A 26,413-nucleotide genomic window follows, 5' to 3' on the forward strand; every position below is an offset into this window, starting at 1 on the left:
CGACCGGCGCCCGGCGGGGGCCGCCGCCGCGCAGCGCTGTCACACGGCCCGGGCCGGCGGCCGACGAAAGGATGCTTTCGTGCGCAGGACCATGCCCGTCGGGCGTCGCGGCGGTCGTCCGCTGATCGCCCCGTCGGCGCGGCGCGCCCGCCGCCCACTGCCCACCCCGTCGGCCGCGCGCCGGCCGCTGGTCGCCCTGCTCGTCGCGGTGGCGCTGCTTCTCGGCGGCGGCGCCGTGCCCGCGTACGCGGAGCCCAACGAGGGCGGCACCAAGAAGCTGCGGGACACCCTGGAGGCCACCGCCAAGGCGCACATCGAGGCCAAGGCGAAGCTGGACAACTCCAAGCGCCGGCAGAAGACGCTGACGGGGCAGCTGACGACGCTGGAGGGCCGGCTGGTCGAGCTGACCGCGCAGGTCGGCGAGGTGGCCGCCCAGTCCTACCGGGTTGGCCGGCTCACCCCGACGGCGATGCTGCTCGACAGCGCCTCGCCGGAGGCGTTCCTGGAGCGGGCCGCCAGCCTGGACATGATGGCGCAGCGCGACGGCAGGCGTCTGCGCGAACTGACCGAGGCGCGCGAGCAGGCCCGGCAGGCCAAGATCGCCCTCGACACCGAGGTCCGGGAACAGCAGAAGCAGCTCGCGGTGATCGCGAAGAAGAAGAAGGAGGCCGAGGCGGCCCTCGCGGCGGTCAGCTCGGGCAGCAGCGGCGGCTTCAGCGGCGCGAACTCCTCGTCGGCGAGGCCGGCGCCGCGCAACCCGGACGGCTCCTGGCCGTCGGAGTCCTGCTCGGTGAACGACCCGACCACCTCCGGCTGCATCACCCCGCGCACGCTCAACGCCCTCCAGCAGACCCAGGCCGCCGGCTACAAGCGGCACGTCTCCTGCTACCGCAGCGGCGGCTCCGGCGAGCATCCCAAGGGCCGGGCCTGCGACTTCTCCGCCGCCGCCGGCGGGTTCGAGGACGAGACCGCCACCGGCGGGGACAAGGCGTACGGGGACAGCCTCGCCGCCTGGCACGTGCGCAACGCCAGCCGGCTCGGCGTGCTCTACGTGATCTGGTACCGGCAGATCTGGCACCCGGGCACCGGGTGGCGGGCGTACGGCGGCAGCGGCAGCCCCGCCGCCGACCACACGAACCATGTTCATCTCTCGATGTACTGACCCGCGGTCCCAGGTTCGCTGCGTACCATCGCGCGGGTGAGCTCCCCGTCGTCCGACGTCACGGTCCCGCCGGCCCGGCCGGAGCGGCCGCCCGCCCGGGCCCTGCCCAACGGTCTCGCCGCGTTCCTGGTCTTCTTCTCCAGCGGCGCCGTCCTGGTGCTGGAGACCGTCGCGCTGCGCCTGGTCGGGCCGTACGTCGGCGTGACCCTCCAGGTGACCAGCTCGGTCATCGGCATCGCGCTGGCGGCCATCGCGTACGGGGCGTGGTCGGGCGGCTGGCTGGCCGACCGGCGCAACCCGCGCACCCTGCTGGCCCCGGCGCTGGTGCTGGCCGGCATCGCCACCGCGGTCACCCTGCCCGTGGTCCGGTACGCCGGCGAGGTGCTGCGCGGCGGGGCGGCCACGGCCATCCTGCTGCTCGTCGCGCTCGCCGTCTTCGTGCCGGCGGCCCTGCTCGCCGCGGTCACCCCGCTGGTCGTCAAGCTCCAGCTCGCCGACCTGCGGCGCACGGGCCAGGTGGTCGGCCGGCTCTCCGGCATCGGCACGCTGGGCGGCATCACCGCCACCCTGGGCACCGGGTTCGTGCTGGTCGCCGCGCTGCCCAGCACAGTGATCCTGTTCGCCCTGGCGGCCTCGCTCGGGCTCACCGGGCTCGGCCTCGGGGTGTGGCTGCGCCGGCAGGACCGGGCGGAGCTGCCCGGCCCGGCGCGGACCAGGGCGGCCCTGGCCGTGCTCGGTCTCGTCGGCGCCGGGCTCACCACGGTCGCCCCGAACCCGTGCGACATCGAGACGGCCTACCACTGCGCCAGCGTCGAGGTCGACCCCGGCCGGGACTCCGGTCGCACCCTGCTGCTCAACTCGGCCCAGCACTCGTACGTCGACCTGACCGACCCCACCCACCTGGAGTACGCGTACACGCGGTGGATCGGGGCGGTGGCCGACGTGGTGGCCCCGAAGGGGCAGCGGCTGGACGCGCTGCACCTCGGCGGCGGCGGCTTCACCGTGCCGCGCTACCTGACCGCCACCCGCCCGGGCACGGACAACGTGGTGTTCGAGATCGACGGCGGGCTGGTCGAGCTGGGCGAGCGTGAGCTGGGCGTACGCCAGGGGCCGGACCTGCGGGCGGTGGTGGGTGACGCCCGGATGCTGGTCGCCGGGGAGGCGACCGACAGCCGGGACCTCGTGGTCGGCGACGCGTTCGGGCACCTGGTGGTGCCCTGGCACCTGGCCACCCGGGAGATGGCCGCCGAGATCCGCAGGGTGACCCGGCCCGGCGGCGTCTACGTGCAGAACGTCATCGACTACCCGCCGCTGCGCTTCATCCGCAGCGAACTGGCCACCGTCGCCGCCGAATTCCGGCACGTCGCGGTGATCGCCCCGGCGGCGGCGCTCGCCGGGCAGGAGGGCGCCAACTTCCTCATCGTCGCCTCGGACGCCCCGCTGCCGCTGGACGCGATCCGGAACCGACTGGTGGACCTGCGGGAGGGCGCCACCCTGCTCGCGGGCGACGAGCTGACCGCCTTCGTCGGCGATGCGCTGGTGCTGACCGACGACTACGCCCCGGTGGACCAACTCCTCGCCACCGCCTGATCGGGTGACATCGTTGACCGATTCCGACCGCCGAGGTGTAGCCGGGGCGGACCGGGGCAACAACGACTCCCATGGGTGGACCGATCCGTGACGGCGCGCAACTGCTCGGTGAGCGGTACCGGCTGATCGAACAACTCGGCGCGGGCGGCATGTCCGTCGTGTGGCGGGGCTACGACGAGGTGCTCGGCCGCCAGGTGGCGGTCAAGGTGCTCGCGTCCCGCCTGGCCAGCGACCGCGCGTTCCGGCACCGCATCCGGATCGAGGCGCAGGCCGCCGCGCGGCTGTGCCACCCCAACATCACCAACGTCTACGACTACGGGGAGTCCGAGCAGGTCGGCCTGACCGTGCCGTACGTCGTCATGGAACTGGTCGACGGCGAGTCGCTGACGGGCCGGCTGCGCCGGGGGAGCCTGCCCTGGCGGGAGGCGGTGACGATCGGTGCGGAGGTGACCTCGGCGCTGGCCACCGCGCACGCCCGGGGCGTGGTGCACCGGGACGTCACGCCGGGCAACATCATGCTGACCGCCACCGGCGTCAAGGTCGTCGACTTCGGCATCTCGGCGCTGGTCGGCGAGAAGGAGAAGGGGCCGGACGGGGCCCTGCTCGGCACGCCCGCGTACCTGGCCCCGGAGCGACTCGACAACGGCCAGGTCTCCCCGGCCACGGACGTGTACGCGGTGGGCCTGCTGCTCTACCGGATGCTCACCGGCCGGCTGCCCTGGCAGGCGAGCACCACCACCGAGATGCTGCGCGCGCACATGTACAACGACCCGGAGCCGATGCCGCCGGTGCCGGGGCTCCCCGACGAGCTGCGCGAACTGGTGCACCGGTGCCTGGCGAAGCGGCCCGAGGACCGGCCCGGCACCGCCGAGGTCGCCCGCACGCTCGCCGAGGCGGCCGGCACGATCGCGGCGGTGCCCGTCTCCCCGGCCGCCGGGCCCGTGGACCCGGCCGAGCTGGCCAGCGCCGGCACCACGATCCTGCCCTGGTCCGCCGCCACCGACGCGCTGCCGTTCTCCCGTACGCGCAGCCGGCGGGCGGTCGTCCGGCGCCGGCGGGTCGAGGCGGGGGTGGCCGCCGCCGGCCTGGTGGCGGTGACCGCGGCGCTGTGGGGGGTGACCTCCCGCAGCCCGGCCAGCGGCGGCATCGACGAGCCGACGCAGGCGCGGATGGGCGCGGAGCAGCCGGCGCCCTGCCGCGTGGCGTACACGCTGCGCAAGGACTCCGGCAAGGACTTCGCCGCCGAGCTGACCCTGACGAACACCGGCCAGCAGGAGCTGCGCGGCTGGCGGATCAGCTTCACCTTCCCCGGCCAGCAGACCGTGACGAAGTCGGTGCCCGTGCCCGTACGCCAGCAGGGCCGGACGGTGCTCGTGGAGCCGGCCCCGGAGCGGGCGCTGGCCCCCGGCGCGTCGGAGAAGCTCACGCTGACCGGCCGGCACACCGGGACGAACCCGCTGCCGGTGGAGTTCCGCCTCGGCGACGAGACCTGCGGGGTGCAGGTCTCCGGGGTGGCCGGCTCGGCGCCGAGCACCGCGCCCGCCACCAAGGCACCGACCACCAAGGCACCGACCACCAAGGCCCCGACGAAGAAGGCCGGCACCTCCACGGGCGGCTCGAAGGCCAAGCCCGACAGCTCCGGCAAGGGCAAGGGGTCGGGTGGTGGAAAAAAAGCAAGCCAGGAAAGGGACGGGGACGATGACGACGACGGCGGCGACGACGACTGAGCCCGCCGGGGCCGACTGAGCCCGCCCGGCGGCTGGGCCGCCGGGGTCAGCTCAGCGCCGCGAAGCTCTGCACCTGCGCGATGTCCCCCTCGATGATCAGCATGCTGCCCGGGGAGATGACCGTGGCGTCGGTGGCGTACCGGAAGCGTTCGCCGGGCAGCTTCACGCCGACCACCCGCACCCCGTAGCGCTCGGTGGGCACCAAGTCGGCGAGCGGCCGGCCGACCATCGCCTCCGGAACGCACACCTTGGCGATGGCGAAGTCGTCGCCGAACGCGATGAAGTCGAGCATCTTGCTGACGATCAGGTGGGCCACCCGTTCGCCGGTCTCCGCCTCGGGAAAGATCACGTGGTGCGCGCCGACCGAGCCGAGGATCTTCGCGTGCTTCTCCGAGGTGGCCCGGGCCCAGATCTGCGGCACGCCCAGCTCCGTCAGCGCCAGCACGCTGAGCACGCTCGCCTCCACCGAGGCGCCGATCGCGACCACCACCCGGCCGAAGTCCGCCACGCCGAGCTGGTGCAGCGCCCCCTCCTCGGTGGCGTCGGCCTGCACGACGCGGTCGAGCTCGGTCGACCATCGCTGCACCTGGTCCGGGTTGCGGTCGATGGCCAGCACGTCGTGGTCGAGCGCGGTCAGCGCGCCGGCCAGGCGGCAGCCGAACCGGCCCAGCCCGATCACCACCACGCTGCCTTCCTCGGTGTTCCTAGCCGACAATGGGTTGCTCCTCCGGGTAGCGGTACAAACGGCGGCGGGTGTTCAGGGCGATCGCCGACCCGAGGGTGAGCGGCCCGACCCGGCCGACGAACATGAGGACGATCAGGGCGAACTGGCCGGTCTCCGGGAGTGACGCGGCGACCCCCACGCTGAGGCCGGTGGTGGTGAGCGCGGAGGTCACCTCGAACAGCGCCGCGTAGAGGGGGATGCCCTCGGTGAGCAGGATCAGCGCGACCGTGCCGCCGACCACCAGCGCCACGCTGATCAGCGCGACCGTGATGGCCTGGCGCTGGCTGGCGGTCGCGACCCGGCGGTCCCCGACCGTCACGTCCGGCTCGCCGCGCAGCTCGGCCCAGATGACGAAGGCGAGCAGGAAGAAGGTCGTGACCTTGATCCCGCCGGCGGTGCTGGCGCTGCCGCCGCCGATGAACATCAGCGCGATGATCATCGGATAGGTCTCCTCCGCCAGGCCCTCGACGTCGACGACGTTGAAGCCGCCGGTGCGGATGAACGCGTTCTGGGTGAACGCCACGAGGAGCTTGTCGGGCCAGGCGTAGATGCCCAGGCCCTGCGGGTTGGCCCACTCGATGACCAGCAGGCCCAGGAAGCCCGCCACCAGCAGCGCCAGGCTGCCCCAGACGGTGAGCTTGGTGGAGACCGCCCAGCGGCCGGGCTGCCGCCACTCCCGGGCCGCCTCGAACAGCGCCGGGAAGCCGAGCCCGCCGATGATGGTGCCGATCGCCAGCGGCAGGGTGACCCAGGCGTCGGTGGAGAAGCCGATCAGGTTGTCGGTGTAGAGGGCGAAGCCGCCGTTGTTGAACGCCTGGACCGCGTGGAAGACGCTGTGCCAGAGGGCCCGGGCGAACGGGTAGTCGTAGGTGATCCACAGCCGGGCCGTGAGGATCGCGGTGATCACCGACTCGCAGACCAGCGCGAGGCCGGCGATGCGCAGCAGCAGCCGGCGTACGTCGCCGAGGCCGAACTCGGCGGTCTCGGCCTGCACCAGCAGCCGGCTGCGCAGCCCCAGTCGCCGGGCCACCACCAGGATCACCAGGGTGGCCCCGGTGACGATGCCGATGCCGCCGACCTGGGTGAGCACGGTGATCATCACGAGCCCGAACTCGTTCCAGTAGTTCGGGGTGTCCACCACCACCATGCCGGTCACCGAGACCGCCGAGGTCGCGGTGAACAGGGCGGTCAGGAACGGGGTGTACTGGTGCTCGCTGGTGGCCGCGGGCAGCATCAGCAGGCCGGTGCCGAGCAGGATCGTCACCAGGAAGCCGAACGGCACGAGCCGTACGGGGTGACGAAGAAGCCGGCGCACCAGACAATCTTCCTTTTCCGCCGCCATCCGGGTGTCGAAACCGGCATCCCGAGGGTTCATCCGCCCGTCAGCCACCGACCAACTCGCCGTCAATCCGGACAGGTCTGCTGAGGCGTACCCATCGACGACGACAGGAGACGGCGTTGCGACGTACCCTTTCCGCCCTCGGAGTGGCCGGGGCCCTGCTCGCGGCCGCCGTGGCCGTGCCGACCGTGGCCGCCTCGGCCGCCCCGACGCCCGCCGCCGAGCAGGCCCGGGCGACCGACCGCCCCCTCGTCATCGCCCACCGTGGCGCCAGCGGCTACCGGCCGGAGCACACCCTGGAGGCCTACCGGCTGGCGATCCGGCAGGGCGCGGACTACATCGAGCCGGACCTGGTCGCGACCCGCGACGGCGCGCTGGTCGCCCGGCACGAGAACGAGATCAGCGGTACGACCGACGTGGCCGCCCGCCCCGAGTTCGCCGCCCGCAAGGCCACGAAGACCATCGACGGCGTCCAGGTCACCGGCTGGTTCACCGAGGACTTCACCCTCGCCGAGCTGAAGACGCTGCGCGCCAAGGAGCGGCTGCCGCAGGTGCGCGTCGCCAACACCGCGTACGACGGACAGTTCCAGGTGCCCACCCTCCAGGAGGTCATCGACCTGGCCCGCGCCGAGGGGAAGGCGCGGGGGCGCACGATCGGCGTCTACCCGGAGACCAAGCACCCGACCTACTTCACGTCGATCGGGCTGCCGCTGGAGGAGCCGCTGGTCGAGGTGCTGCGGCGCAACAAGCTGACCCACCGGAACTCGCCGGTGATCATCCAGTCGTTCGAGACGGCCAACCTGCGCAAGCTGAACGGGATGATCGACGTCAAGCTCGCCCAGCTCATGGACGCCACCGGCCGCCCGTACGACTTCACCGTCGCCGGCGACGCCCGCACCTACCAGGACCTGGCCAAGCCGGCCGGTCTGAAGTGGATCGCCTCCTACGCCGACGGCGTCGGCGCGCACAAGAACCTGATCGTCCCGCGCGACGCCGCCGGCAAGCTGCTCGCCCCGACCACCCTGGTCCGGGACGCGCACCGGGAGCGGCTGATCGTGCACGCCTGGACGTTCCGGGCGGAGAACCAGTTCCTGCCGGCCGACTTCCGCATCGGTGCCGACCCGAACGCCCGCGGCGACATCCAGGCCGAGTACGAGCTGTTCCTCGGCCTGGGCCTGGACGGCGTCTTCAGCGACCACCCGGACACCGCCGTCGCCGCCCGGGAGGGTCTCGCCCGGCGCTGACCGACTCCGCCGCCGCCCCGCCACCGGCCCGTCACCCCTGTCCCCGGGTGACGGGCCGGTGGCATTGCCGGAGGTGACCCGGCGGTGCCGCTGGTGCCCGGCGGTGCCGCTGGTGCCCGACGGGTGCCGCTGGTGCGGGGCGCGGCCGTGGTGCCTGGCGGACGGTGGGTGCACGGTGCACGTGCGGGCCGGGCGGGCCGTTCGTGCCCCGTGCCTGTCGAGCTGATGTCGCAGACGATTCAGGCGTGCCGGGGTGGCATGGACGCTCTCGAGCTGCCTCGTATGTGGCTACGCAGTGGGGCGCTCGGCCACGTAGGTGCCCCGGCCGGGCTGGCCGGTGATCAGCTCGCGGTCGTGCAGCAGCGAGAGCGCTCGCGAGGCGGTGTTCATGTGGACCTGGTAGGCCTCCGCCAACTCCCGGGTCGACGGCAACTTGTCGCCCGGCTTGAGTTCGCCGCTCTTGATCTTCGCGGTGATGTCGTTGGCGATCTGACGGTATGGGGCTTCTGCTGTGGGCATGGGGAAACTCCGGTTGGTTCGGCGTCTCCGATCATGCCGGCCTACACCAGTAACTGCAACAAGTTGTCGTGTCGCGACACCGGGAGGGTCGACCTACACAAACATTTGGGGTAGCTTCTCGGTGTCCGGCTCCGGTTGGTTCGGCAAGCCTCGGGGTTCGGACCTCAAGAGGGCTCCGGGGTCGTACCGCCGACGAGGGCTGCGGTCGCGGGGCCGGCGGCCCGGTCCGCATCCCCTACCTGCGGACCGGGCCGCCTTCCAGAGGACGCGACGCGAGGACGGTGGTCATGCGCAAGGTGCTGAACCTGTTCCGACCGGCCCGGCAAAGGCGGGTGACCCGACCGCCGAACGGCGGCTGGTACCGGTCGGACTCCTGCCGCCCGCTCACCGCCGGGCAGATCCGCGACCGGCGGTTCCGCTCCGTACGGCGGGGGCTCGACCCGGTCGAGGTGCACGCGTTCCTGCACCGGGTGGCCGCCGAACTGGCCGCCACCCGCCGGGACCTCGCCCTCACCGCCGAGGAGAACGCGCGGATCAAGCGGGCGCTGCGCAGTTGGCAGTCCCGGTTCGCGCCGGGCTGGCGGCGGTGAGTCGGGAGCGGTTCGTGGTGCACCTGCCGGTGCTCGCGACCGACCTGTCCGCCGCGAAGCGGTTCGCCCGGGCGATCACCCGGGCGCTGGGCTTCCTCCCGGACGTGGATCGTGGCGAGACCACCGTCTCCGCGGAGGACGCCCAGTTCGTACGCCATCGGGTCTTCTGCGACACCCTGCTCGACGGCGGTCGCCGCTGCGGGCGGGTGGCGGACCACGACGGCCCCTGCGTCCCGCCCGAGCGGCCGTGACGGGCGGCGTCGCTCGGCCGGGCGGCGGGAGGAATACGGCATTCGGTGGGTATCGGTGGCGCGGGGCGACACAGGAGCGTTTCCATCGATGGCCCGGAGACCCATCGCGGACGTGCGCCGTCACTGCCGAGTCATGACCGTTGTAACTCTCGGCCACCCCACCCCTGTTACTTGTGTGTTTCGGCCACATAGCCCGTGGGTGACGTCACTTCTAGCGTGAGCCGTCACATGTAGTTCCCTACCTCCGAGTCCTCACGTGGAGTCGCAATGACGGTCCGGACGACGCGGCGGGTGTTCCTCTCCGCCGCCACCATGATGGCTGCGGCGCTCGCCGCCACGGCCTGTGGCAGCCCGCAGGAAACCGCCTCCGGCGGCGGTGACAGCGCCGCCCCGGTGAAGGTTGGCCTGGTGTACTCCCAGTCGGGAGCCCTCGCCAGCTACGGCAAGCAGTACATCGAGGGGTTCAAGGCCGGTCTCGACTACGCCACCAAGGGCACCAACAAGGTCGGCGACCGGGCGATCGAGATCACCGAGGTCGACGACGCCGGTGACCCGGCGAAGGCGGTCTCCGCGGCCAAGGACCTGATCGGTAAGGGCAACAAGATCATTGCGGGCTCGACCGCGTCCGGCGTGGCGCTCCAGGTCGCCCCGATCGCCGCGCAGAACAAGGTCCTGTTCATCTCCGGGCCGGCCGCCACCGACGCGGTGACCGGCGCCAACAAGTACACGTTCCGCTCCGGGCGGCAGTCGTACCAGGACGTGGTGACCGCCAAGTCGTTCATCGGCGACCCGGCCGGCAAGAAGGTCGTGGTCTTCGCCCAGGACGGCGCCTTCGGCGACGCCAACGAGGCCGCCGTCAAGACCGTCATCGGCGGCGCGGGCGCGACCGTCAGCAGCGTCCGGGCCCCGGCGAGCGCCACCGAGTTCACCCCGTTCGCCAGCCAGATCAAGTCCGCCAAGCCGGACCTGCTCTTCGTCGCCTGGGCCGGCACCACCGCCCCGGCCATGTGGCAGACCCTCGACCAGCAGGGCGTGCTCTCCTCCACCACCGTCGTCACCGGCCTGGACATCCGCGCCTCGTGGCCGACCTTCGGCGCGGCCGGCGCCAAGATCTCCTTCCTGTCGCACTACTTCGACGGGGCCTCCGACAACGAGGCCGCCAAGGCGCTGAAGGCCAAGGTCGGCACCGTCGACCTGTTCCACCCGGACGGCTTCGCCGCCGCGCAGATGGTCGTACGCGCCGTCGAGGAGGGTGGCGACGACGTCGAGAAGATGGTGAAGGCCCTGGAGGGCTGGAGCTTCGACGGGGTCAAGGGCAAGATGAGCATCCGCGCCGAGGACCACGCGATGCTCCAGCCGATGTTCCAGGCCAAGCTGACCGGCAGCGGCACCACGTTCACGGCCACCGCCCAGAAGGCGCTGACCGGGGACGAGACCGCGCCGCCGGCCGTGGCGATGAAGGGCTGACAACAGATGCTCGCCACCCGCGGTCTGACCTGGCGGATCGGTGAGGTCGCCATCGTCGACAGCGTCTACCTCGACCTGGCGCCCGGGGAGTTCCTCGGCGTCATCGGGCCGAACGGCGCCGGCAAGACCTCACTGTTCAACCTGATCACCGGCGTACGCCGGGCCACGGAAGGTCGGATCACCCTCGACGGGCAGGACATCGGCTCCCTCCCGCCGCACCGGCGGGCCCGCCTCGGGCTCGGCCGTACCTTCCAGGCATCCTCGGTCTTCGGTTCGCTCAGCGTGCGGGAGAACGTGCGGCTCGCCGTGCAGGCGCACCGCGGGGGCTCGATGAAGCTGTGGCGGCGGGCGGCGGCCGACCGTGAGGTCGCCGCCGCCGCCGACGCGGCGCTCGACCGGGTCGGCCTCGCCCACCGGGGCGAGGCCCTCGCCGGCACCCTCGCCCACGGCGAGAAGCGGAAGCTGGAGATCGCCCTGCTGCTCGCCGGGGAGCCCCGCGTCATGCTGCTCGACGAGCCGATGGCCGGCGTCAGCGCCGAGGACGTGCCCGAACTCGTCTCGGTGATCCGCTCGCTGACCGGCGACAGCGGCCGGTCGGTGCTCATGGTCGAGCACCACATGGACGTCATCCTGGAGCTGGCCGACCGGATCGCCGTGATGCACCACGGCGCGCTGCTCGCCTGCGACACCCCGGAGACGGTGATGGCCAACCCCACCGTGCAAGAGGCCTACCTGGGGGAGTCGCTATGAGCAGCGAACCGATTCTCAGCGTGGAGAACCTGTCGGTCCGGATCGCCGGGCTGCACATCCTCCAGGGCGTGTCCTTCACGGTCGCCCCGACCGGCGTCACCGTCCTGCTCGGGCGCAACGGCGTCGGCAAGACGACTACGCTGCGCGCGATCGTCGGCCTCACGCCGCGCGGCGGCGAGGTCCGGGGCGCGATCCGGATGGGCGCGCAGAGCCTGCTGGCCCGGCCGACCCACCGGCTGATCCGCGGCGGGCTCGGCTACGTGCCGGAGGACCGCTGCGTGTTCGCCGGGCTCACCGTCACGGAGAACCTGCGGCTCGCCGAGCGCCGGGGCACCACCCCGGCGTACGACAAGGTCTACGCCCTCTTCCCCGAGCTGGACCGGCGCGGACGGCAACGAGCCGGCTCGCTCTCCGGCGGACAGCAGCAGATGCTCGCGATCGGCCGGGTGCTGCTCAACGACAACCGGCTGCTGCTGATCGACGAGCCGACCAAGGGACTGGCGCCGAAGGTGGTGACCGAGGTGGCCGAGGTGCTGGAACGGGTCGCCGAATCCGTGCCGGTGCTGCTGGTCGAGCAGAACCTGGCGGTGGTCCGGCGGCTCGCCCGGGACGCGGTGGTGCTGGCCGCCGGCCAGGTGGCCTGGACCGGCGACGCCCAGGAACTGCTGCTGGAGACCGCCCTGACCAAGTCGTTGCTGGGCGTGGGCTCGGCGGAGGTGCACCACTGATGGACACCGTCATCCTGTTGACGCTGACCGGGCTCGGCCTGGCGGCCCTCTACTTCCTGGTCGCCAGTGGGCTCTCCCTGGTCTTCGGCCTCGCCGACGTGCTCAACTTCGCGCACGGCGTCTTCCTCGGCGTCGGCGCGTACGGGACCTGGTGGGCGGCGCACAACCTGCCCGGCGCCGGCTCGGACGGCTTCGGCTTCGTGGTCGCCGTCGCCTTCGGGGTGGCCGCCGGCACGCTGGTGGCGATGCTGGTCGAGCTGGTGCTGATCCGGCCGCTCTACTCCCGCACCATCGAGCAGGTGCTGGTCACCGTCGGCCTCTCGCTGGCCGGCGTGGCCCTGCTCCAGGCCACCTGGGGCGCCGACGCCCGGCCGTTCCCGCGCCCCGAGTGGACCCGGCAGGTCACCTCGATCCTCGGCGCGAACGTGCCCAACGGCGGCCTGCTGCTGATCATCGCCGCGGTGCTGGTGCTCGGCGCGATCCTCGCCTTCCTCCGCTGGACCCGCTACGGCCTGATCATCCGGGCCGGCGTGGAGAACCGGGAGATGGTCACCGCGCTCGGCATCGACGTGCGCAAGGCGTTCACCCTGGTCTTCGCGATCGGCGGGGCGGCCGCGGCGCTGGCCGGCGCGCTCGGCGGCGTCTACTTCGGCACCGTCTCGCCCGGCCAGGGCGGCTCGCTGCTGATCTTCGCGTTCATCGTGGTGGTCATCGGCGGGATGGGCTCGGTGGTCGGCTCCGCGTACGCGGCCGTCGCCGTCGGCCTGACGCAACAGTTCGTCAACTACTACGGCACCTCCGGGCTGGGCGACATCTGCGTGGTCGCGCTGCTGGCCGTGGTGCTGCTGCTGCGCCCGCAGGGCATCGCCGGAAAGGTGGCAACGGCATGACCGAGGTCAAGAGCCCCGAGGTCCCGGCTCCGCCCGCGGCGGTGCCCGGCGAGCTGGACCCACGGCGGGGACGCTGGCACGGGCTGCGCCCGTTCCTGCCGCTGGTCGCGCTGGTGGTCGCGCTGATCCTGCCGTACTCCACGCTGCACCTGCCGGGCGTCTTCGAGGGGGCGCTCAACTCCCCGGGCACCCTGCAACTGCTCGCCGTCTGCCTGGTCTTCGGCGGGCTCGCCGCCGGGTACGACCTGTTGTTCGGCCGCACCGGGATGCTCTCCTTCGGGCACGCCCTCTACTTCGCCGCCGGCGTCTACGGCACCGACATCCTGATCACCAAGGCGGGGCTGCCGCTGTGGCAGGCGGCGCTGCTGGCGATCACCGGCGGGACGATCCTCGCCGCGCTGCTCGGCGCGGTGGCGCTGCGCACCGTCGGCATCGCGTTCGCCATGGTGACGCTGGCCTTCGCCCAGGTCGGGGCGATCCTGGTGGCCCGCGACTTCGGCGGGCTCACCGGTGGCGAGGAGGGCCTGCCGCTGGACGTCTCCGGGCTGCCGCAGGGGCTGGTCGGGGTCACCAACACGGTCAACCTCTACTGGCTGGCGCTGGCGTACCTGGTCGTGGTGGTCTTCGTGGTGCACCGGGTCTCCGGCTCGCCGACGGGGCGGGTGCTGGCCGGCCTGCGCGACGACGAGCGGCGGATCGGGGTGCTCGGGCTCGACCCGTACCGGTTCAAGCTGGTGGCGTTCACCCTGGCGGGTGGGCTGGCGGCGGCCGGCGGCGTGGTCTACGTCCTGATCGTCGGTGGCGCGTCGCCGCACATCACCTCCTCCGAGTGGACCCTGGCGCTGCTGGTCATGGTGGTGCTCGGCGGGCCGGGCACCCGGTGGGGCCCGGTGATCGGCGGCATCCTCTACATGTACCTGGACCACCGCCTGGTCGCGTTCGGCACCTCCGACGCGGTGGAGGCGCTGCCCGGCTTCCTGAGCAGCCCGCTGTCGCAGCCGCTGTTCGTGCTCGGCACGGTCTTCATCCTGGCCGTCTACTTCTTCCCCGGCGGCCTGGCCAGCCTCGCCCCCCGCGTGGCACTCCTGCGCCACGCCCTCCGCAAGCCGTCCCGCCCGTCCTGACCCCCGCGCGGCCCGTCGCCTGGCCGGCCAGACCCCGTTGATCATGAAGTTGTTGCCGCGAAACGCCGTTGACGGTGGCAATAACCTCATGATCGACGGGGTCTCTGTCTGGGGTGGAGCGGTGCGGGATGGGTGAGCGGCTGGCGGTGGTGAGTGGCGGGGGGACCGGGATCGGGGCGGCCGTCGCGCGGGCGCTCGCGGGAGACGGGTACGACATCCTGATCGTGGGGCGGCGGGCGGACGTGCTGCTCGCAACGGCCGAGCGGGTGGACGCCGAGTGCGGTCGGCCCGGGGCTGCCCAGGCGGTCAGCGCCGACCTGACCGATCCGGAGCAACTCGGCCGGGTGGTCGAGGCGGTCGCCGGACGGCCGGTCGACGTGGTGGTCAACAACGCCGGCGGCTACCTGGGCGGAGACACCAGCACGCTCGCCGGCACCGCCGCCCACTGGCGGGCCAATCTGGACGCCAACGTGCTCACCGCCGTGTTGCTCACCGAGGCGCTGCGGCCGGCCCTGCGCCGCCCCGGCGGCCGGGTCGTCCTGGTCAGCTCGATCGCCGCCCAGCGGGGTGGCGGCGGCGCGTACTCGGCGGCGAAGGCGGCGCTGCACGGCTGGGCGTACGACCTGGCCGCGCAGCTCGGACCGGAACAGATCACGGTCAACGTGGTCAGCCCCGGCTACGTGGCGGAGACGGGGTTCTTCGGCGACCGGATGACCCCGGAGGGGCACGCGAAGCGGGTGGCGGCGACGCTGGTCGGGCGAGCCGGCGTACCGGACGACATCGCCGAGGCGGTCCGCTACCTGGCCGGCCCGGCCGCCGGCTACGTCACCGGCCAGGTGCTCGGCGTCAACGGCGGCTCCGTCCTCGGGCGCTGACAGCACAGAGCGACCGGGTGCCGCGGCCCCCCGTGCGGCCGCGACACCCGGTCGCCTGCGTCGTCGACCGATCAGCCGTTGAGCATCTCGTACGCCAGCTTCGGCGCCTGCTGCGCGGCGTCGCCGCCGGGCGCGGCCAGCTTCGGCGCCGAGCCGTAGTCGGCGTACTTCACGACGTACGTCCACGCCTTCGCCTTGCCGGCGGCCGGCACGTTCAGGGTGAGCGAGGCGAGGTTGCCGTCGGCGCCGACGACGGCGGTGAAGGGCACCTGCCGGGCGGCGTCGCCGAGGGCCGCGACCTCCTCCGCGCCGACCGCCTCGGCGGCCTCGCCGCCGGTCAGGTCGACGACCCCGGCGTACGTCCGGTCGCTCTTCTCCTCGACCGTGGTGGCGGCCTCGATGATCGGCCCGGCGTTGCCGACGTCCGCCCCCTCGTACGTCGGGGCGCTCTCCGGATCGGTCAGCTTGGCGCGGTCCAGCTCCATCCAGCGGTTCGGCAGCTTCGGCAGCCCGGTGAGCCCCTCGGTGCCGGTGAACTTCACCTTCATCCAGATCCGCTCCTGGACCACCAGGAACGACATCCGGGTGGTGAAGCCGTGCTCCGGGTCCTTGACCGCGGCGGTGAGGTCGAGGCCCTTCGCGTTCGGGTCCACCACGCCGGACAGGTCCGCGGTGGCGTCCGTGCCGGTGAACCGGAACGCGCCCTCGGTGCCGTCCGGCACCGCCGCGAGGAGCGCCTGCTTGGGCGTGGCGGTCGGACTTGCCGTGCCCGAGGCGGTTCCGTCGGCCTCGGAACCCGTCCCGGTCGCGCCGCACCCGGCGAGCAAAGAGGCCGCGGTGAGGACGGCGGCCAGGGTGCCGGCGCCTCGTCGGACGATGCCGGCGCGGCCGGTTCCGTTCGTCATCATGTTTCTTCCTTCACGAGTCTGGCGTCTGCCGGGACAGATGCTGCCGGCCCGTACGGCGAAACCACTGCCGCTATGCTGCGGTCCGACTGCCGTGCACTGCCGTGGCGCACGCAGCGGGGGTGTCAGGAGCGGGAAACTCGCATGTCAGGGACGCTGCGCTTCGAGGGTCTCGGGCCCCAGCGGGCCTGGTGCGGCGAGCGGGAGATCGACCTCGGGCCGGGCAAGCAGCGCGCCGTGCTGGCCGTGCTGCTGCTCGCCGCCGGCCGCCCGGTCACCACCGCGCAGATCGTGGACGCGGTCTGGCCGGACGAGCCGCCGGCGAACGGCACCAACGTGGTGCAGAAGTACGTCGCCGGGCTGCGCCGGGTGATCGAGCCGGAGCGGTCACCGCGCAGCCCCGGCCAGGTGCTCACCCTGACCGACGCCGGTTACCAGCTTCGCGTCGCGCCAGAGGCGGTCGACGCCGTGTGCTTCGAGCGGGGCATCCGACGGGCCGAGCGGCTCCGCGCGGAGGGCCGGGCCGCCGAGGCGGTGAGCGAGCTGAAATCCACGTTGGAGCTGTGGCACGGCGAGCCGTTCACCGGCTTCGCCGGGCCGTACTTCGAGTCCGCCCGGCAACGCTGGGTCGAGCTGCGGGCCACCGCCCTGGAGAGCTGGGCCGGCCTGGAGCTGCGTCTGGGCCGGCACCGGGAGTTGATCGGCGAGCTGGTGGACCTGACCGCGGAGTTCCCGGTGCGGGAGCGGCTCAGGCACCAGTTGATGCTGGCGCTGTATCGCGGCGGGCGGCAGGCCGAGGCACTCGCCGCCTATCGGGAGTTCGCCGAGATGCTGCGCGACGAGTACGGCATCGAGCCGGGCGACGCGCTCCAGGACCTGCACCGGCGCATCCTTCGTTCCGACCCGGCGCTCATGCCGACCGGGTTACTGCCGCCGGCCGCCGTCGAGGTGGCTCCGCTGGCCGTGGCGGCTCCGCTGGCCGTGGCGGCTCCGCCGGTTGAGCCACCCACCACGTCCTCACCTCCGTCGGCGCCGTCGGCCCCGGCGTCGCCGCCACCGGCACCATCCGCTTCGGCGCTCGCCCCACCCGGGCCGCCGGCCGTACCGCCGCCCATCAGCTCACCGCCCGCCGGCCCGGTGCCCCTGCCGGCGTACGGCCCACTCCCGGCCGCCGTACCGCCGCCCGTGGTCGACGGCAGGCGCCCGAGGACGCCGTCGCCCCGCTGGGCGAGCGTGACCGCCACGATCGCCGGTACCGCGCTCGTCCTGCTCTCGTTCGGGTGCCTCACCTGGCTGGTGATCCTGGCCTACGCCGCCTGGCGGCGCAGTTGGCGCCTGGCTCTCGTCGGCGTCGGCTACCTGGTCGTCGTCGCGGTCGAGGTGGCCATGCTCGACCTGGAGAATCCGGACGCCGAGGTGCCCGGGCCGGAGGGGGTGATCTTCCTCGGCCTGGCCGCGATCACCTGGGTGCTCGGGGCGGCACACGTGATCCTGCTCAGCCACGGGGTCTGGGCGGCGCTCACCGGTGGCCAGGGCAGCGCGAGGTTCCGCGCCGAGGAGGAGCGGCGAATCCGGCGTGAGCACGCCCGTTTCCTGCTCTACCACTACCCGGCGGCCCGGAACGAGCTGCGCATCGGGCGGCCCGACCTGCCCCGTACGTTCGACGACGGCGGCCTGGTCGACGTCAACACCGTCCCCGAGCAGGTGCTCGCCGGGCTGCCGGGGCTCACCGTCGACCAGTGCCGCCAGATCGCGGTGGACCGCTGGCTACGCGGCCCGTACGCCTCGATGGAGGAACTCGCCGGCCGCTGCCTGCTGCCGCCGACCGCCACCGACCGGCTCCGTGAGCTGCTGTTCTTCCTGCCCCCGACACCGGCCCCCACGCCGGAGCGGCCCCCACCGGCCGGATCGTGACCGGAACCTCCCGCGCGAACCGGGGCACGGTCACCGGGCGCTGGTAGAAATGCCGGATGAGCCAGGATCGGACGGCGGTACGGGAGCGGGCCGAGGCGGTGCTGCGGCGGTTGGCCGGCGAGCACGCCCGGCTCCGCGAGGACCAGTGGCGGGCGATCGAGGCGCTGGTGGTCGACCGGCGCCGGGTGCTCTGCGTGCAGCGCACCGGGTGGGGCAAGTCGGCCGTCTACTTCGTGGCCACCGCCCTGCTGCGGGGGCGCGACCAGGATGCCGTCGCCGCGCGGGGCGACGGGGGCGGCACCGGGCCGACCGTGATCGTCTCGCCGCTGCTGGCGCTGATGCGCAACCAGGTCGAGTCGGCGGCCCGCGCCGGCATCCGGGCCCGCACGATCAACTCGGCCAACCTGGACGAGTGGGACGAGATCACCGCCGAGATCCACGCCGGGGCGGTGGACGTGCTGCTGATCAGCCCCGAGCGGCTCAACAACCCGGACTTCCGGGACACGGTGCTGCCGAAGCTGGCCGCCACCACCGGCCTGCTGGTGGTCGACGAGGCGCACTGCGTCTCCGACTGGGGGCACGACTTCCGCCCGGACTACCGTCGGCTGCGTACCTTCCTCGGCAACCTGCCCGAGCGGACCCCGGTGCTCGCCACCACGGCCACCGCCAACGCCCGGGTCACCGCCGACGTCGCCGAGCAACTGGGCGACGCCCTCGTGCTGCGCGGCAGCCTGGACCGCGAGTCGCTGCGCCTCGGCGTGCTCGACCTGCCGACCCCGGCGCACCGACTGGGCTGGCTCGCCGACCACCTGGACCGGCTGCCCGGCTCGGGCATCGTCTACACGCTCACCGTCGCCGCGGCGGGGGAGACCGCCGAGTTCCTCCGCTCCCGGGGCTACGCGGTCGCCTCCTACACCGGCCAGGCCGAGGACGCCGACCGGCGCGCCGCCGAGCAGGACCTGCTGGACAACAAGATCAAGGCGCTGGTCGCCACGAGCGCCCTGGGCATGGGCTTCGACAAGCCCGACCTGGGCTTCGTGGTGCACCTCGGCGCGCCACCCTCGCCCATCGCGTACTACCAGCAGGTCGGCCGCGCCGGCCGGGCCGTCGCGCACGCCGAGGTGCTGCTGCTGCCCGGCGTCGAGGACGCCGCGATCTGGCGCTACTTCGCCTCGCTGGCCTTCCCGCCGGAGGAGCAGGTCCGCGCGGTGCTGGCGGCCCTGGACACCGACCGCCCGCTCTCCACGCAGGCCCTCGAACCGATCGTCGACCTGCGCCGGGCCCGGCTGGAGTTGATGCTCAAGGTGCTCGACGTCGACGGCGCGGTCCGCCGGGTGCGCGGCGGCTGGCTCGCCACCGGCGAGCCCTGGGTCTACGACGAGGCCCGGTTGCGCCGCGTCGCCCAGGCGCGCACCGCCGAGCAGCAGGCCATGCGGGACTACGCGACCACGCCCGGCTGCCGGCTGCGCTACCTGCGCGAGTGCCTGGACGACGCCGGGGCCACCGACTGCGGTCGGTGCGACCGCTGCGCCGGCCCGCTGTTCACGCCCGAGGTGTCCGACGCCGCGCTGACCGCCGCGCAGACCTTCCTCGGCCGCCCCGGCGTGGAGATCGCGCCGAAGAAGCTCTGGCCGACCGGGCTGGAGGCGGTGGGCGTACCGCTCAAGGGGCGGATCGCCCCGGCGGAGCAGGCGCTGCCGGGGCGGGCGGTGGGGCGGCTGTCCGACCTGGGGTGGGGCGGGCGGCTGCGCGACCTGGTCGCGCCGGACGCGCCCGACGTCGCCGTCCCCGACGACGTGGCCGCCGCCGTGGTCGAGGTGCTGAAGGCGTGGGCGCACGGGGACGACCCGTGGCCGCGCCGCCCGGTCGGCGTGGTCGCGGTCGGCTCGCGGCGCCGGCCCCGGCTGGTGGGCTCGCTCGCCGAGCGGATCGCCGCCGTCGGCCGGCTGCCGATGCTCGGCCGGGTGACGGCGGCCGGCCCGGCCGGCGGCGGGGGCCCGCGCGGCAACAGCGCCCAGCGGGTACGCGCGCTGCACGGGGCCTTCACCGTGCCGGCGGACCTGGCTGACAGCCTCGCCGGTCTCGACGGGCCGGTGCTCCTCGTGGACGACCTGGTCGACTCGGGCTGGACGATGACGATGGTCGCCCGGGAGTTGCGCCGGGCCGGCGCGCCCGACGTGCTGCCCCTGGCCCTGGCGGTGGCCGGCTGAGCTGCGCCCTCCCCGTCTCAACCCGGACCGGGCCGGACCGGTCTGGGGCCGGGCCGGGAAGTTCCGGGCGGGCGGGATTGCGACCGTCGCCACGCCGCGTCGCCGCCGGGGCGGCGCGACCGTGACGGAGGGTAGCGTGAGCGGCATGACCGATCAGCAGCCCGGGCCCGCGCGGGATGGCGGCGGTGCCTGACCGGGCGTCGGCCGCGCCGGGGGAGTCCCCGGCGACGCCGGACCAGTTCCCGGCCACGCCGGACCAGTCTTCGGCCACGCCGGACGAGTTCCCGGTCGGGCCGGAGCAGGTGTCGGCCGTGCCGGACCGGAGCACGCTCCGGTTGGCGCTGGTCGTCGGCGGCCTGGTGCTCGCGGTGCTGCTCGGCTTCGGTCTCGGCCGGCTCAACGGCGGTGGTCCGGCAGGGTCGGTGGGGCTGGACAGCGCCCTGACCGACCACACCCACGCGCCCGGGACGGGCGCGCACGAGCACGGCGCGGACCAGGACGTGGCGGCGGAGGCGGCCGGCCTCTCGGTCACCTCGGCCGGCTACACGCTCGCCCCCGTAACGTCGTCGTTCACCGCCGGCCGGCCGGGCGAGCTGCGCTTCCAGGTGCGCGACGCGCAGCGCCGCCCGGTGACGCGGTTCGCCGTCGTGCACGACAAGCCGATGCACCTGATCGTGGTGCGCCGCGACCTGACCGGCTACCAGCACCTGCACCCGACCATGGCCGCCGACGGCACGTGGTCGGTGCCGCTGACCCTCCCGCAGCCGGGCGTCTGGCGCGCGTACGCCGACTTCACCGCGCTCGCCGACGACGGCCGGCAGACGGCGGTGACCCTCGGGGTCGACCTGGTCGCGCCCGGCGGCTACCAGCCGCGGCCGTTGCCGGCGCCGGCCGCCTCGGCCACGGTCGACGGGTTCACCGTCGACTACCAGGGCACGCCGCAGGCCGGCCTGACCGTCCCGCTGACCTTCCGCTTCGGCTCGGCCGCCGGCGGCACCCCGACGCTGGAGCGCTACCTCGGCGCGTACGGCCACCTGGTCGCGCTGCGCGAGGGCGACCTGGGTTACCTGCACGTCCACCCGGAGCCGCAGGTGGTCGACGGGGCGGTGACGTTCTGGGTGACCACGCCCGGCCCGGGCCGGTACCGGCTCTACCTCGATTTCCAGGTCGGCGGCGTGGTGCGGACCGCCGAGTTCACCCTGACCGTGCCCTGACCCTCGGCGACCGGCCCGATCAAACCGAGGTAGCTGGTGGCGGGTCAGCCGGCGCGGCGGATCGGGCGGCGCGCCAGGTAGCGCAGCAGGTCGCGGATGTGGTGCTTCTCCTCGGCCGGCACCGTCGGGTCGGCCAGCCGTTGCAGGATCACCCGGACGTCCGCCTCCACCGGGCCGTCGTCGACGCGGCGACGGGGCGCGGGGCCGGCGTCGGGCAGGCCGAGCGCGCGGAACGCGGCCGCGACCGGCAGGTCCAGCGCGGCGCAGAAACCCCGCACCTTGGCGAGTTCGGGGTAGTCCTGCCAGTCGCCGGCGAGCCAGCGGAACACGGTGGAGCGACCCACGCCGGTGTGGGACGCCAGGTCCGTGACGGTCCACCCGCGTTCCTCGCGGGCGTCGTCGATGGCGCGCCGCACGAAGCGCGCGAAGGCCATCTGGGGCGAAACCTCTACCGAACCCATCCCTGCGGGTCTTCCCTCCCGACCGGCACCCGGCGGTGCGCCTCCGAGGGTAGTACGGAAAGGTATGGAAGCAATTGACTGACCGACCAGACCGTCCCGTGGGCGGGACTTTCGGCGGGACCGGGGCGGCGAGCGACGCGGTAGCGGGCTACGGGGCGGCGTCCGGGGCGGTCGCGGGGAGCAGCGTCGCCAGTCGCGGGGTGACGCCCCACTGGCCGACCAGGTCCCCGTACTCCGCCCGCTGGCCGTCCGTCGCGGCGGCGCCGGTGCGCCGGGCCCGGATCAGCAGGTTGCGCGGGGTGTGCCGGGAGTCGACGAACTCCACCACCTCGGCCCGGTAGCCGTGCAGCCGCAGCAGCCCGGCCCGCAGCGCGTCGGTGAGGACGTCCGCGAAGCGCTCGCGCAGGATGCCCTGCCGGGTCAGCAGGTCGTACGGCGCGGGGGCCGGCCTGGCGCGCAGTTGGGCGGCGACGTCGTGGTGGCAGCACGGCGCGGCGAGCACCCAGCGGGCCCGCCAGCGCACCGCCCGGGCCAGCGCCTCGTCGGTGGCGGTGTCGCAGGCGTGCAGCGCCAGCACCAGGTCGGGGGCGGGCTCCACGACGGCGTCGGCGATCGTGCCGGCCACGAAGCGGACCCGCTCGGCCCAGCCGAGCCGCTCGGCCAGCTCGGTGTTGCGGAGGCGCTGGTCCTCCCGGACGTCCACGCCGACCAGCTCGACGTCGAGCCCCCGCCGCGCCAGCCACCGGTACGCGGCGAAGGTCAGGTACGCGTTGCCGCACCCGAGGTCGACGACGCGCAGCGGCCCGGTCAGGTCGTCGGGAAGGGTCGCCGCCAGTGCCCGCAGGAACGCGTCGACCTGCCGGCGTTTGGCCGCCGACCCCCCGATCTCCGCGAAGATCGGGTCGCCCGGGTCGAGCAGGTACTCCTTCGACCGGTCGTGCCCGCCCGGCTCGGCGGCGGGCCGGGTCGCGGCGGCCCGGTGCACCTGCGCCTCGCCCGACTTGGTCACCCGCAGTTGCAGCGTCGCGTCGGCGGTCTCCACGTGCCAGTTGCCGAACGGCTCGGCCAGCAGCGCGTCCACCGCCGCGTCCGCCTCCGGGCCGGGGGCGACGTTGCGGGTGAACGGCCGGGAGCCGTCGGAGGTGGAGATCTGCAGCCGGGGACCGGCCTTCAGCGCGACCGGCCGGAGTTCGGCGCGGACCACCGAGGGACGGTGCCCGCGTCGACGCCCGGCGGCCACCGCCCGGGTCAGCGCGGGGTCGAGCAGCAGTGCCCGGACCTCGGTCAGGGCGGCATCCAGCGGTTCGGGCATTGCTCCATCTTCCTCGTCGTCGTCGGCGGCACACCGCCGGGCGGCCCGGCCCCCTCGGGCCCGCCGCGCTCCCGCTCTGCGGCCTCGGGCGCGGCGCCTGCGCCGCGGTCGCGCTCTCCGCTAAGCCGCCGGGGCGACCCGCCTGACCCGCCGGGGCCGGTCGCGCCCGGTCGCCCGGTGACACGGGCCCTCATCCGGTCACGACGGCGACATCCCCGCACCGGGGGACCGGTACGGGGATGTCGGGTACGTGCTCAGGGTCAGTCGGCGGTCGCCTCGGCCGGCGTACCGGCGGCGGAGCCACCGCCACCACGACGGCGCCGGCGGCGTCGCGGCTTCGGGACGTCGCCCTCGGCGGCGGCCGGGGCGGCCTCGGCGGCCTCGGTGGTGATCACCGCGGTCGGCTCTCCCGAGACGGTCTCGCCGGCCCGGCGACGCCGGCGGCGACGCGGGGTGCGGGTGCCCTCCTCGGCGGCCTCGGCCGGCGCGTCGGCGCCCGGCTCGCCGGCCTCCCTGGTGGCCCGGCCCTGGCGGCGCTCGCCGCGACCGCGACCGTCGCCGCGCCGGGAGCCCCGGCCCTCGCCCCGCCGGGACCGGCCACCGCCCAGGTCCTCCTCCACCTCGGCCGCCAGGCCGGCGCGGGTGCGCTCGGCCGTCGGCAGGGTGCCGGTGACCTCGGTGGAGATGTGCAGGTCGGTGTAGAGGTGCGGGGACGTGTGGTACGTCTCCGGCGGCTCCGGCATCTCCAGGCCCAGCGTCTTGTCGATGATCCGCCAGCGGGGCACGTCGTCCCAGTCGACGAAGGTCACCGCGACGCCGCTCGCCCCGGCCCGGCCGGTGCGACCGATCCGGTGGGTGTAGGTGTCCTGGTCCTCGGGGCAGTCGTAGTTGATGACGTGCGTGACGCCGCTGACGTCGATGCCCCGGGCGGCGACGTCGGTGGCGACCAGGATGTCGATCTTGCCCGCCCGGAACGCCCGCAGCGCCCGCTCGCGCGCGCCCTGCCCGAGGTCGCCGTGCACGGCGGCGACGGCGAAGCCCCGGAAGTCGAGGTCCTCGGCGACCCGGTCAGCGGCCCGCTTCGTGCGGGTGAAGATCATGGTCAGCCCGCGACCCTCGGCCTGCAGGATGCGGGCCACGATCTCGATCTTGTTCATCGAGTGGGTGCGGTAGGCCAGCTGCTCGGTCTGCGGCGACGGCCCCGTCTCGGCGGTGTGGCCGGCGTGGATCGTCACCGGGTGGCGCAGGAAGCGCCGGGAGAGCGTGACGATCGGGTCCGGCATGGTCGCCGAGAAGAGCATCGTCTGCCGGTCCTCCGGCAACATCGCGAGGATCCGCTCGACGTCGTCGAGGAAGCCCAGGTCGAGCATCCGGTCGGCCTCGTCGAGGACCAGCGCGTGCACCCGGTCCAGGCGCAGGTGCTTCTGCTTCGCCAGGTCCAGCAGGCGGCCGGGGGTGCCGACCAGGATCTCCACGCCCTTGCGCAGCGCGTCGACCTGCGGCTCGTACGCCACGCCGCCGTAGATCGGCAGCACCCGGACGCCCCGGGTTTTGCCCGCCGCGGCGAGGTCCTTGGCGACCTGGATGCCCAGCTCGCGGGTGGGCACGACGACCAGCGCCTGCGGCACGCCGTCGCCGCCCTCCTCGGGCGCGAAGACGCGCTCCAGCAGCGGTACGCCGAAGCCGAGGGTCTTGCCGGTGCCGGTCGGCGCCTGGCCGATCAGGTCGGTGCCGCGCAGCGCGATCGGGAGCGCGTACTCCTGGATCGCGAACGCGCGGGTGATGCCGGCCGCGGCCAGCGCGTCGACGGTCTCCTGACGCGCGCCCAGCTCGGCGAAGGTGGGTGCCTCCGGACGCACCGGAGCGGTGGCGGCCAGCTCCTGGCCGTCCATGAGTTCTTGGGTCAGCTCGCTCATATGGATTTGGGGGTGCCCTCTCGTGGGTGCGCCCCGTCATGTCCTCAGGGCGCGATCGGTGTGGCGCGGGCCACACGGTCGGCGGCAGACTGCCTGGCCGGACCGGGCCGCACGCGCGCCGTGGAGTCGGACTTCGATCGGACCGACCGGTCTGTTGGACCGGCCTGGCCAGCTCGGCGCCCACGGCAACTGCTCCATGTTACCTGAACAGCGCACCGGTCGTCCTGATTCCTGGCGCAGGTGGCGCGCCTGCGGGCGCTTGGTGTGACCCGCGTCACTCCCCCCGGGAGGTGCGGGCGGGCGGTAGCCTGCGCTCGTGCCCGACCCCGACCTTTCCGGCCACGCCGTCCCGGATGCGCCCGGCCCTGCCGTTCCGGGTCTGTCGGCCCGCGTCGTCCCGGTCTCGCCCGGCCCCGCCGGCGTGGATTCGCCCGGCCCTGCCGTCACGGATCTGCTCGGCCTGGTCGCGTTCGGCGAACTGCTCGCCTTCGAGCGGATGGCCGTCGACGCCCGGCTCGCCCCCGACCTGCGCCGCCGGGCGGCCCTGGGTGAGATGGCCGCCGCCGAGATCGGCAACTACCGCCGGCTGGCCGACCGGCTCGCCGCGCTCGGTGTGCTTCCCGACGACGCGATGGCGCCGTACGTCGCGCCGCTGCAGGCGTACCACGACTCGACCGAGCCGCGGGACTGGGCGGAGGCGGTGACCAAGGCGTACGTGGGCGACGCCATCACCGACGACTTCATCCGGGAGATCGCCGCGGCCCTGGCCGAGCCGGACCGCCAGCTCGTCCTCGACGTGGTGCACGACTCCACGTACGCCGACTTCGCCGTCGCCGAGATCCGGGCCGCCATCGCGGCCGACCCGAAGGTGGCCGGCCGGCTCTCGATGTGGGCGCGGCGGCTGGTCGGGGAGGCGCTGTCGCAGGCCGGTCGGGTCGCCGCCGACCGGGGCGCGCTGACGGCCCTCATCGCGGGCAGCGACCGGGTGGACGTGCAGGGGCTGTTCGGGCGGCTGACCGCGGCGCACACCACGCGGATGGCTGCCGCCGGGCTGAACAACTGACGCGCCGGCCCGACGGCTGACGCACCGGCACCAGGGTGTCGGACGAGCCGGCGCGCCGGGCGGGTCGGCGTCGGGTGTGACACCGGTGGCGAGTCCGCCGGCTGCCAGCTCGGCGACCACCTCCGCAGGGGCCGACCGAGCCGCGACGGGGGACGTGGTCACCCGTCGCGGGCCGCCGAGCGGGTCAGCGGACGGTGAAACCGACCGCCCGCGGCGACGCCTCGGCGATCTCGACGTAGGCGACCTTGTTGACCGGCACGATCACCCGCCGGCCCTTCTCGTCGGTCAGGGAGAGGGTGCCCTCGTCCTTGGTCATGGCGTCGGTCACGATCTGCTCGATCTCGGCCGGCGACTGCGCGCTCTCCAGCACCAGCTCGCGGGGCGCGTACTGCACGCCGATCTTGACCTCCACAGTGCCTCCTCGTTCGGGCGAAAGAG

Annotated in this window: 24 protein-coding genes; 16 read left to right on the top strand and 8 right to left on the bottom strand. The window is 73.9% G+C overall.

Features of this window, described 5'->3' with window-relative positions; genetic code table 11:
• Nucleotides 1-91 precede the first annotated feature (91 nt).
• The 3 genes from ACFY23_RS15500 (at nucleotide 92) to ACFY23_RS15510 (ending at nucleotide 4,479) form a co-directional block, all read left to right on the top strand.
• A complete protein-coding gene (locus ACFY23_RS15500; protein ID WP_387036475.1) occupies nucleotides 92-1,162 on the top strand; it encodes a coiled-coil domain-containing protein in 1,071 nt (356 codons plus the stop codon).
• A gap of 36 nt (nucleotides 1,163-1,198) precedes the next feature.
• Nucleotides 1,199-2,752, top strand: coding sequence for a fused MFS/spermidine synthase (locus ACFY23_RS15505; RefSeq protein WP_350685053.1), 1,554 nt, complete (start codon nucleotides 1,199-1,201; stop codon nucleotides 2,750-2,752).
• A gap of 71 nt (nucleotides 2,753-2,823) precedes the next feature.
• The gene (locus tag ACFY23_RS15510; RefSeq protein ID WP_350685052.1) at nucleotides 2,824-4,479 is read left to right on the top strand and encodes a serine/threonine-protein kinase; all 1,656 of its coding nucleotides are present in this window, start codon (nucleotides 2,824-2,826) and stop codon (nucleotides 4,477-4,479) included.
• A gap of 46 nt (nucleotides 4,480-4,525) precedes the next feature.
• On the opposite strand, the gene ACFY23_RS15515 is transcribed toward ACFY23_RS15510, so the two are convergent.
• Both ACFY23_RS15515 and ACFY23_RS15520 read right to left on the bottom strand, forming a co-directional pair.
• Nucleotides 4,526-5,194, bottom strand: coding sequence for a potassium channel family protein (locus ACFY23_RS15515; protein ID WP_387036180.1), 669 nt, complete (start codon nucleotides 5,192-5,194; stop codon nucleotides 4,526-4,528).
• Nucleotides 5,184-6,518, bottom strand: coding sequence for a potassium transporter TrkG (locus ACFY23_RS15520; RefSeq protein WP_350685051.1), 1,335 nt, complete (start codon nucleotides 6,516-6,518; stop codon nucleotides 5,184-5,186). Before ACFY23_RS15520 ends, ACFY23_RS15515 begins: the two co-directional genes overlap by 11 nt.
• Before the next feature lie 143 nt (nucleotides 6,519-6,661).
• Here ACFY23_RS15520 and ACFY23_RS15525 point away from each other — a divergent pair, with 143 nt between their 5' ends.
• Complete coding sequence (locus ACFY23_RS15525) at nucleotides 6,662-7,786, top strand: glycerophosphodiester phosphodiesterase (protein ID WP_350685050.1); 1,125 nt, start codon at nucleotides 6,662-6,664, stop codon at nucleotides 7,784-7,786.
• A gap of 288 nt (nucleotides 7,787-8,074) precedes the next feature.
• Here ACFY23_RS15525 and ACFY23_RS15530 read toward each other — a convergent pair whose 3' ends face one another.
• The gene (locus ACFY23_RS15530; RefSeq protein ID WP_350685049.1) at nucleotides 8,075-8,305 is read right to left on the bottom strand and encodes a winged helix-turn-helix domain-containing protein; all 231 of its coding nucleotides are present in this window, start codon (nucleotides 8,303-8,305) and stop codon (nucleotides 8,075-8,077) included.
• A gap of 287 nt (nucleotides 8,306-8,592) precedes the next feature.
• On the opposite strand from ACFY23_RS15530, the gene ACFY23_RS15535 reads away from it, so the two are divergent.
• The 8 genes from ACFY23_RS15535 to ACFY23_RS15570 all read left to right on the top strand — a co-directional run bounded on the left by ACFY23_RS15535 (nucleotide 8,593) and on the right by ACFY23_RS15570 (nucleotide 14,980).
• Nucleotides 8,593-8,895 (top strand): DivIVA domain-containing protein, encoded by a 303-nt coding sequence (locus tag ACFY23_RS15535; RefSeq protein WP_350685048.1) that lies wholly within the window; start codon nucleotides 8,593-8,595, stop codon nucleotides 8,893-8,895.
• Nucleotides 8,892-9,146: a hypothetical protein gene (locus ACFY23_RS15540; RefSeq protein ID WP_350685047.1), complete on the top strand. Its 255-nt coding sequence runs from the start codon at nucleotides 8,892-8,894 to the stop codon at nucleotides 9,144-9,146. The genes ACFY23_RS15535 and ACFY23_RS15540 overlap by 4 nt, the downstream gene beginning before the upstream one ends.
• 267 nt (nucleotides 9,147-9,413) lie before the next feature.
• Nucleotides 9,414-10,613: a substrate-binding domain-containing protein gene (locus ACFY23_RS15545; RefSeq protein ID WP_350685046.1), complete on the top strand. Its 1,200-nt coding sequence runs from the start codon at nucleotides 9,414-9,416 to the stop codon at nucleotides 10,611-10,613.
• Nucleotides 10,614-10,619: 6 nt separating this feature from the next.
• Nucleotides 10,620-11,363 carry an ABC transporter ATP-binding protein gene (locus ACFY23_RS15550; protein ID WP_350818977.1) on the top strand — a complete coding sequence of 248 codons (744 nt, stop codon included), beginning with the start codon at nucleotides 10,620-10,622 and terminating at the stop codon, nucleotides 11,361-11,363.
• Nucleotides 11,360-12,091: an ABC transporter ATP-binding protein gene (locus ACFY23_RS15555; RefSeq protein ID WP_350684783.1), complete on the top strand. Its 732-nt coding sequence runs from the start codon at nucleotides 11,360-11,362 to the stop codon at nucleotides 12,089-12,091. The genes ACFY23_RS15550 and ACFY23_RS15555 overlap by 4 nt, the downstream gene beginning before the upstream one ends.
• Nucleotides 12,091-12,981 carry a branched-chain amino acid ABC transporter permease gene (locus tag ACFY23_RS15560; RefSeq protein WP_350684782.1) on the top strand — a complete coding sequence of 297 codons (891 nt, stop codon included), beginning with the start codon at nucleotides 12,091-12,093 and terminating at the stop codon, nucleotides 12,979-12,981. Before ACFY23_RS15555 ends, ACFY23_RS15560 begins: the two co-directional genes overlap by 1 nt.
• Nucleotides 12,978-14,105, top strand: a complete 1,128-nt coding sequence (locus tag ACFY23_RS15565; RefSeq protein ID WP_350684781.1) for a branched-chain amino acid ABC transporter permease — start codon at nucleotides 12,978-12,980, stop codon at nucleotides 14,103-14,105. The genes ACFY23_RS15560 and ACFY23_RS15565 overlap by 4 nt, the downstream gene beginning before the upstream one ends.
• Nucleotides 14,106-14,233: 128 nt before the next feature.
• Entirely contained in the window at nucleotides 14,234-14,980 is a 747-nt protein-coding gene (locus ACFY23_RS15570) for an SDR family oxidoreductase (protein WP_350684780.1), read from the top strand.
• Between the two features lie 71 nt (nucleotides 14,981-15,051).
• Here the strand turns inward: ACFY23_RS15570 and ACFY23_RS15575 are convergent, their stop codons facing one another.
• Nucleotides 15,052-15,888 carry a hypothetical protein gene (locus ACFY23_RS15575; RefSeq protein WP_350684779.1) on the bottom strand — a complete coding sequence of 279 codons (837 nt, stop codon included), beginning with the start codon at nucleotides 15,886-15,888 and terminating at the stop codon, nucleotides 15,052-15,054.
• 141 nt (nucleotides 15,889-16,029) lie between these two features.
• Between ACFY23_RS15575 and ACFY23_RS15580 the strand changes: the two genes are divergently transcribed.
• From ACFY23_RS15580 to ACFY23_RS15590, 3 genes are all read left to right on the top strand, one after another.
• Nucleotides 16,030-17,799 carry a BTAD domain-containing putative transcriptional regulator gene (locus tag ACFY23_RS15580; protein ID WP_350818978.1) on the top strand — a complete coding sequence of 590 codons (1,770 nt, stop codon included), beginning with the start codon at nucleotides 16,030-16,032 and terminating at the stop codon, nucleotides 17,797-17,799.
• 56 nt (nucleotides 17,800-17,855) lie between these two features.
• Nucleotides 17,856-20,009: a DEAD/DEAH box helicase gene (locus ACFY23_RS15585; RefSeq protein ID WP_350684777.1), complete on the top strand. Its 2,154-nt coding sequence runs from the start codon at nucleotides 17,856-17,858 to the stop codon at nucleotides 20,007-20,009.
• A 176-nt stretch (nucleotides 20,010-20,185) separates the two neighbouring features.
• Nucleotides 20,186-21,223, top strand: coding sequence for a hypothetical protein (locus tag ACFY23_RS15590; RefSeq protein ID WP_387036192.1), 1,038 nt, complete (start codon nucleotides 20,186-20,188; stop codon nucleotides 21,221-21,223).
• A gap of 44 nt (nucleotides 21,224-21,267) precedes the next feature.
• Here ACFY23_RS15590 and ACFY23_RS15595 read toward each other — a convergent pair whose 3' ends face one another.
• From ACFY23_RS15595 to ACFY23_RS15605, 3 genes are all read right to left on the bottom strand, one after another.
• On the bottom strand, nucleotides 21,268-21,684 hold the full coding sequence (locus ACFY23_RS15595; protein ID WP_091627481.1) for a helix-turn-helix domain-containing protein: 417 nt from the start codon (nucleotides 21,682-21,684) through the stop codon (nucleotides 21,268-21,270).
• A 148-nt stretch (nucleotides 21,685-21,832) separates the two neighbouring features.
• Nucleotides 21,833-22,996, bottom strand: coding sequence for an SAM-dependent methyltransferase (locus ACFY23_RS15600; RefSeq protein ID WP_350684776.1), 1,164 nt, complete (start codon nucleotides 22,994-22,996; stop codon nucleotides 21,833-21,835).
• A gap of 260 nt (nucleotides 22,997-23,256) precedes the next feature.
• Nucleotides 23,257-24,912, bottom strand: a complete 1,656-nt coding sequence (locus ACFY23_RS15605) for a DEAD/DEAH box helicase (protein WP_350684775.1) — start codon at nucleotides 24,910-24,912, stop codon at nucleotides 23,257-23,259.
• A gap of 316 nt (nucleotides 24,913-25,228) precedes the next feature.
• Between ACFY23_RS15605 and ACFY23_RS15610 the strand changes: the two genes are divergently transcribed.
• Nucleotides 25,229-25,975, top strand: coding sequence for a ferritin-like fold-containing protein (locus tag ACFY23_RS15610; RefSeq protein ID WP_350684774.1), 747 nt, complete (start codon nucleotides 25,229-25,231; stop codon nucleotides 25,973-25,975).
• A 184-nt stretch (nucleotides 25,976-26,159) separates the two neighbouring features.
• Here ACFY23_RS15610 and ACFY23_RS15615 read toward each other — a convergent pair whose 3' ends face one another.
• Nucleotides 26,160-26,387 carry a DUF3107 domain-containing protein gene (locus ACFY23_RS15615; RefSeq protein ID WP_350684773.1) on the bottom strand — a complete coding sequence of 76 codons (228 nt, stop codon included), beginning with the start codon at nucleotides 26,385-26,387 and terminating at the stop codon, nucleotides 26,160-26,162.
• Nucleotides 26,388-26,413 lie beyond the last annotated feature (26 nt).

The organism is Micromonospora sp. NPDC000121, assembly GCF_042899165.1.
Taxonomy (GTDB): Bacteria; Actinomycetota; Actinomycetes; order Mycobacteriales; family Micromonosporaceae; genus Micromonospora.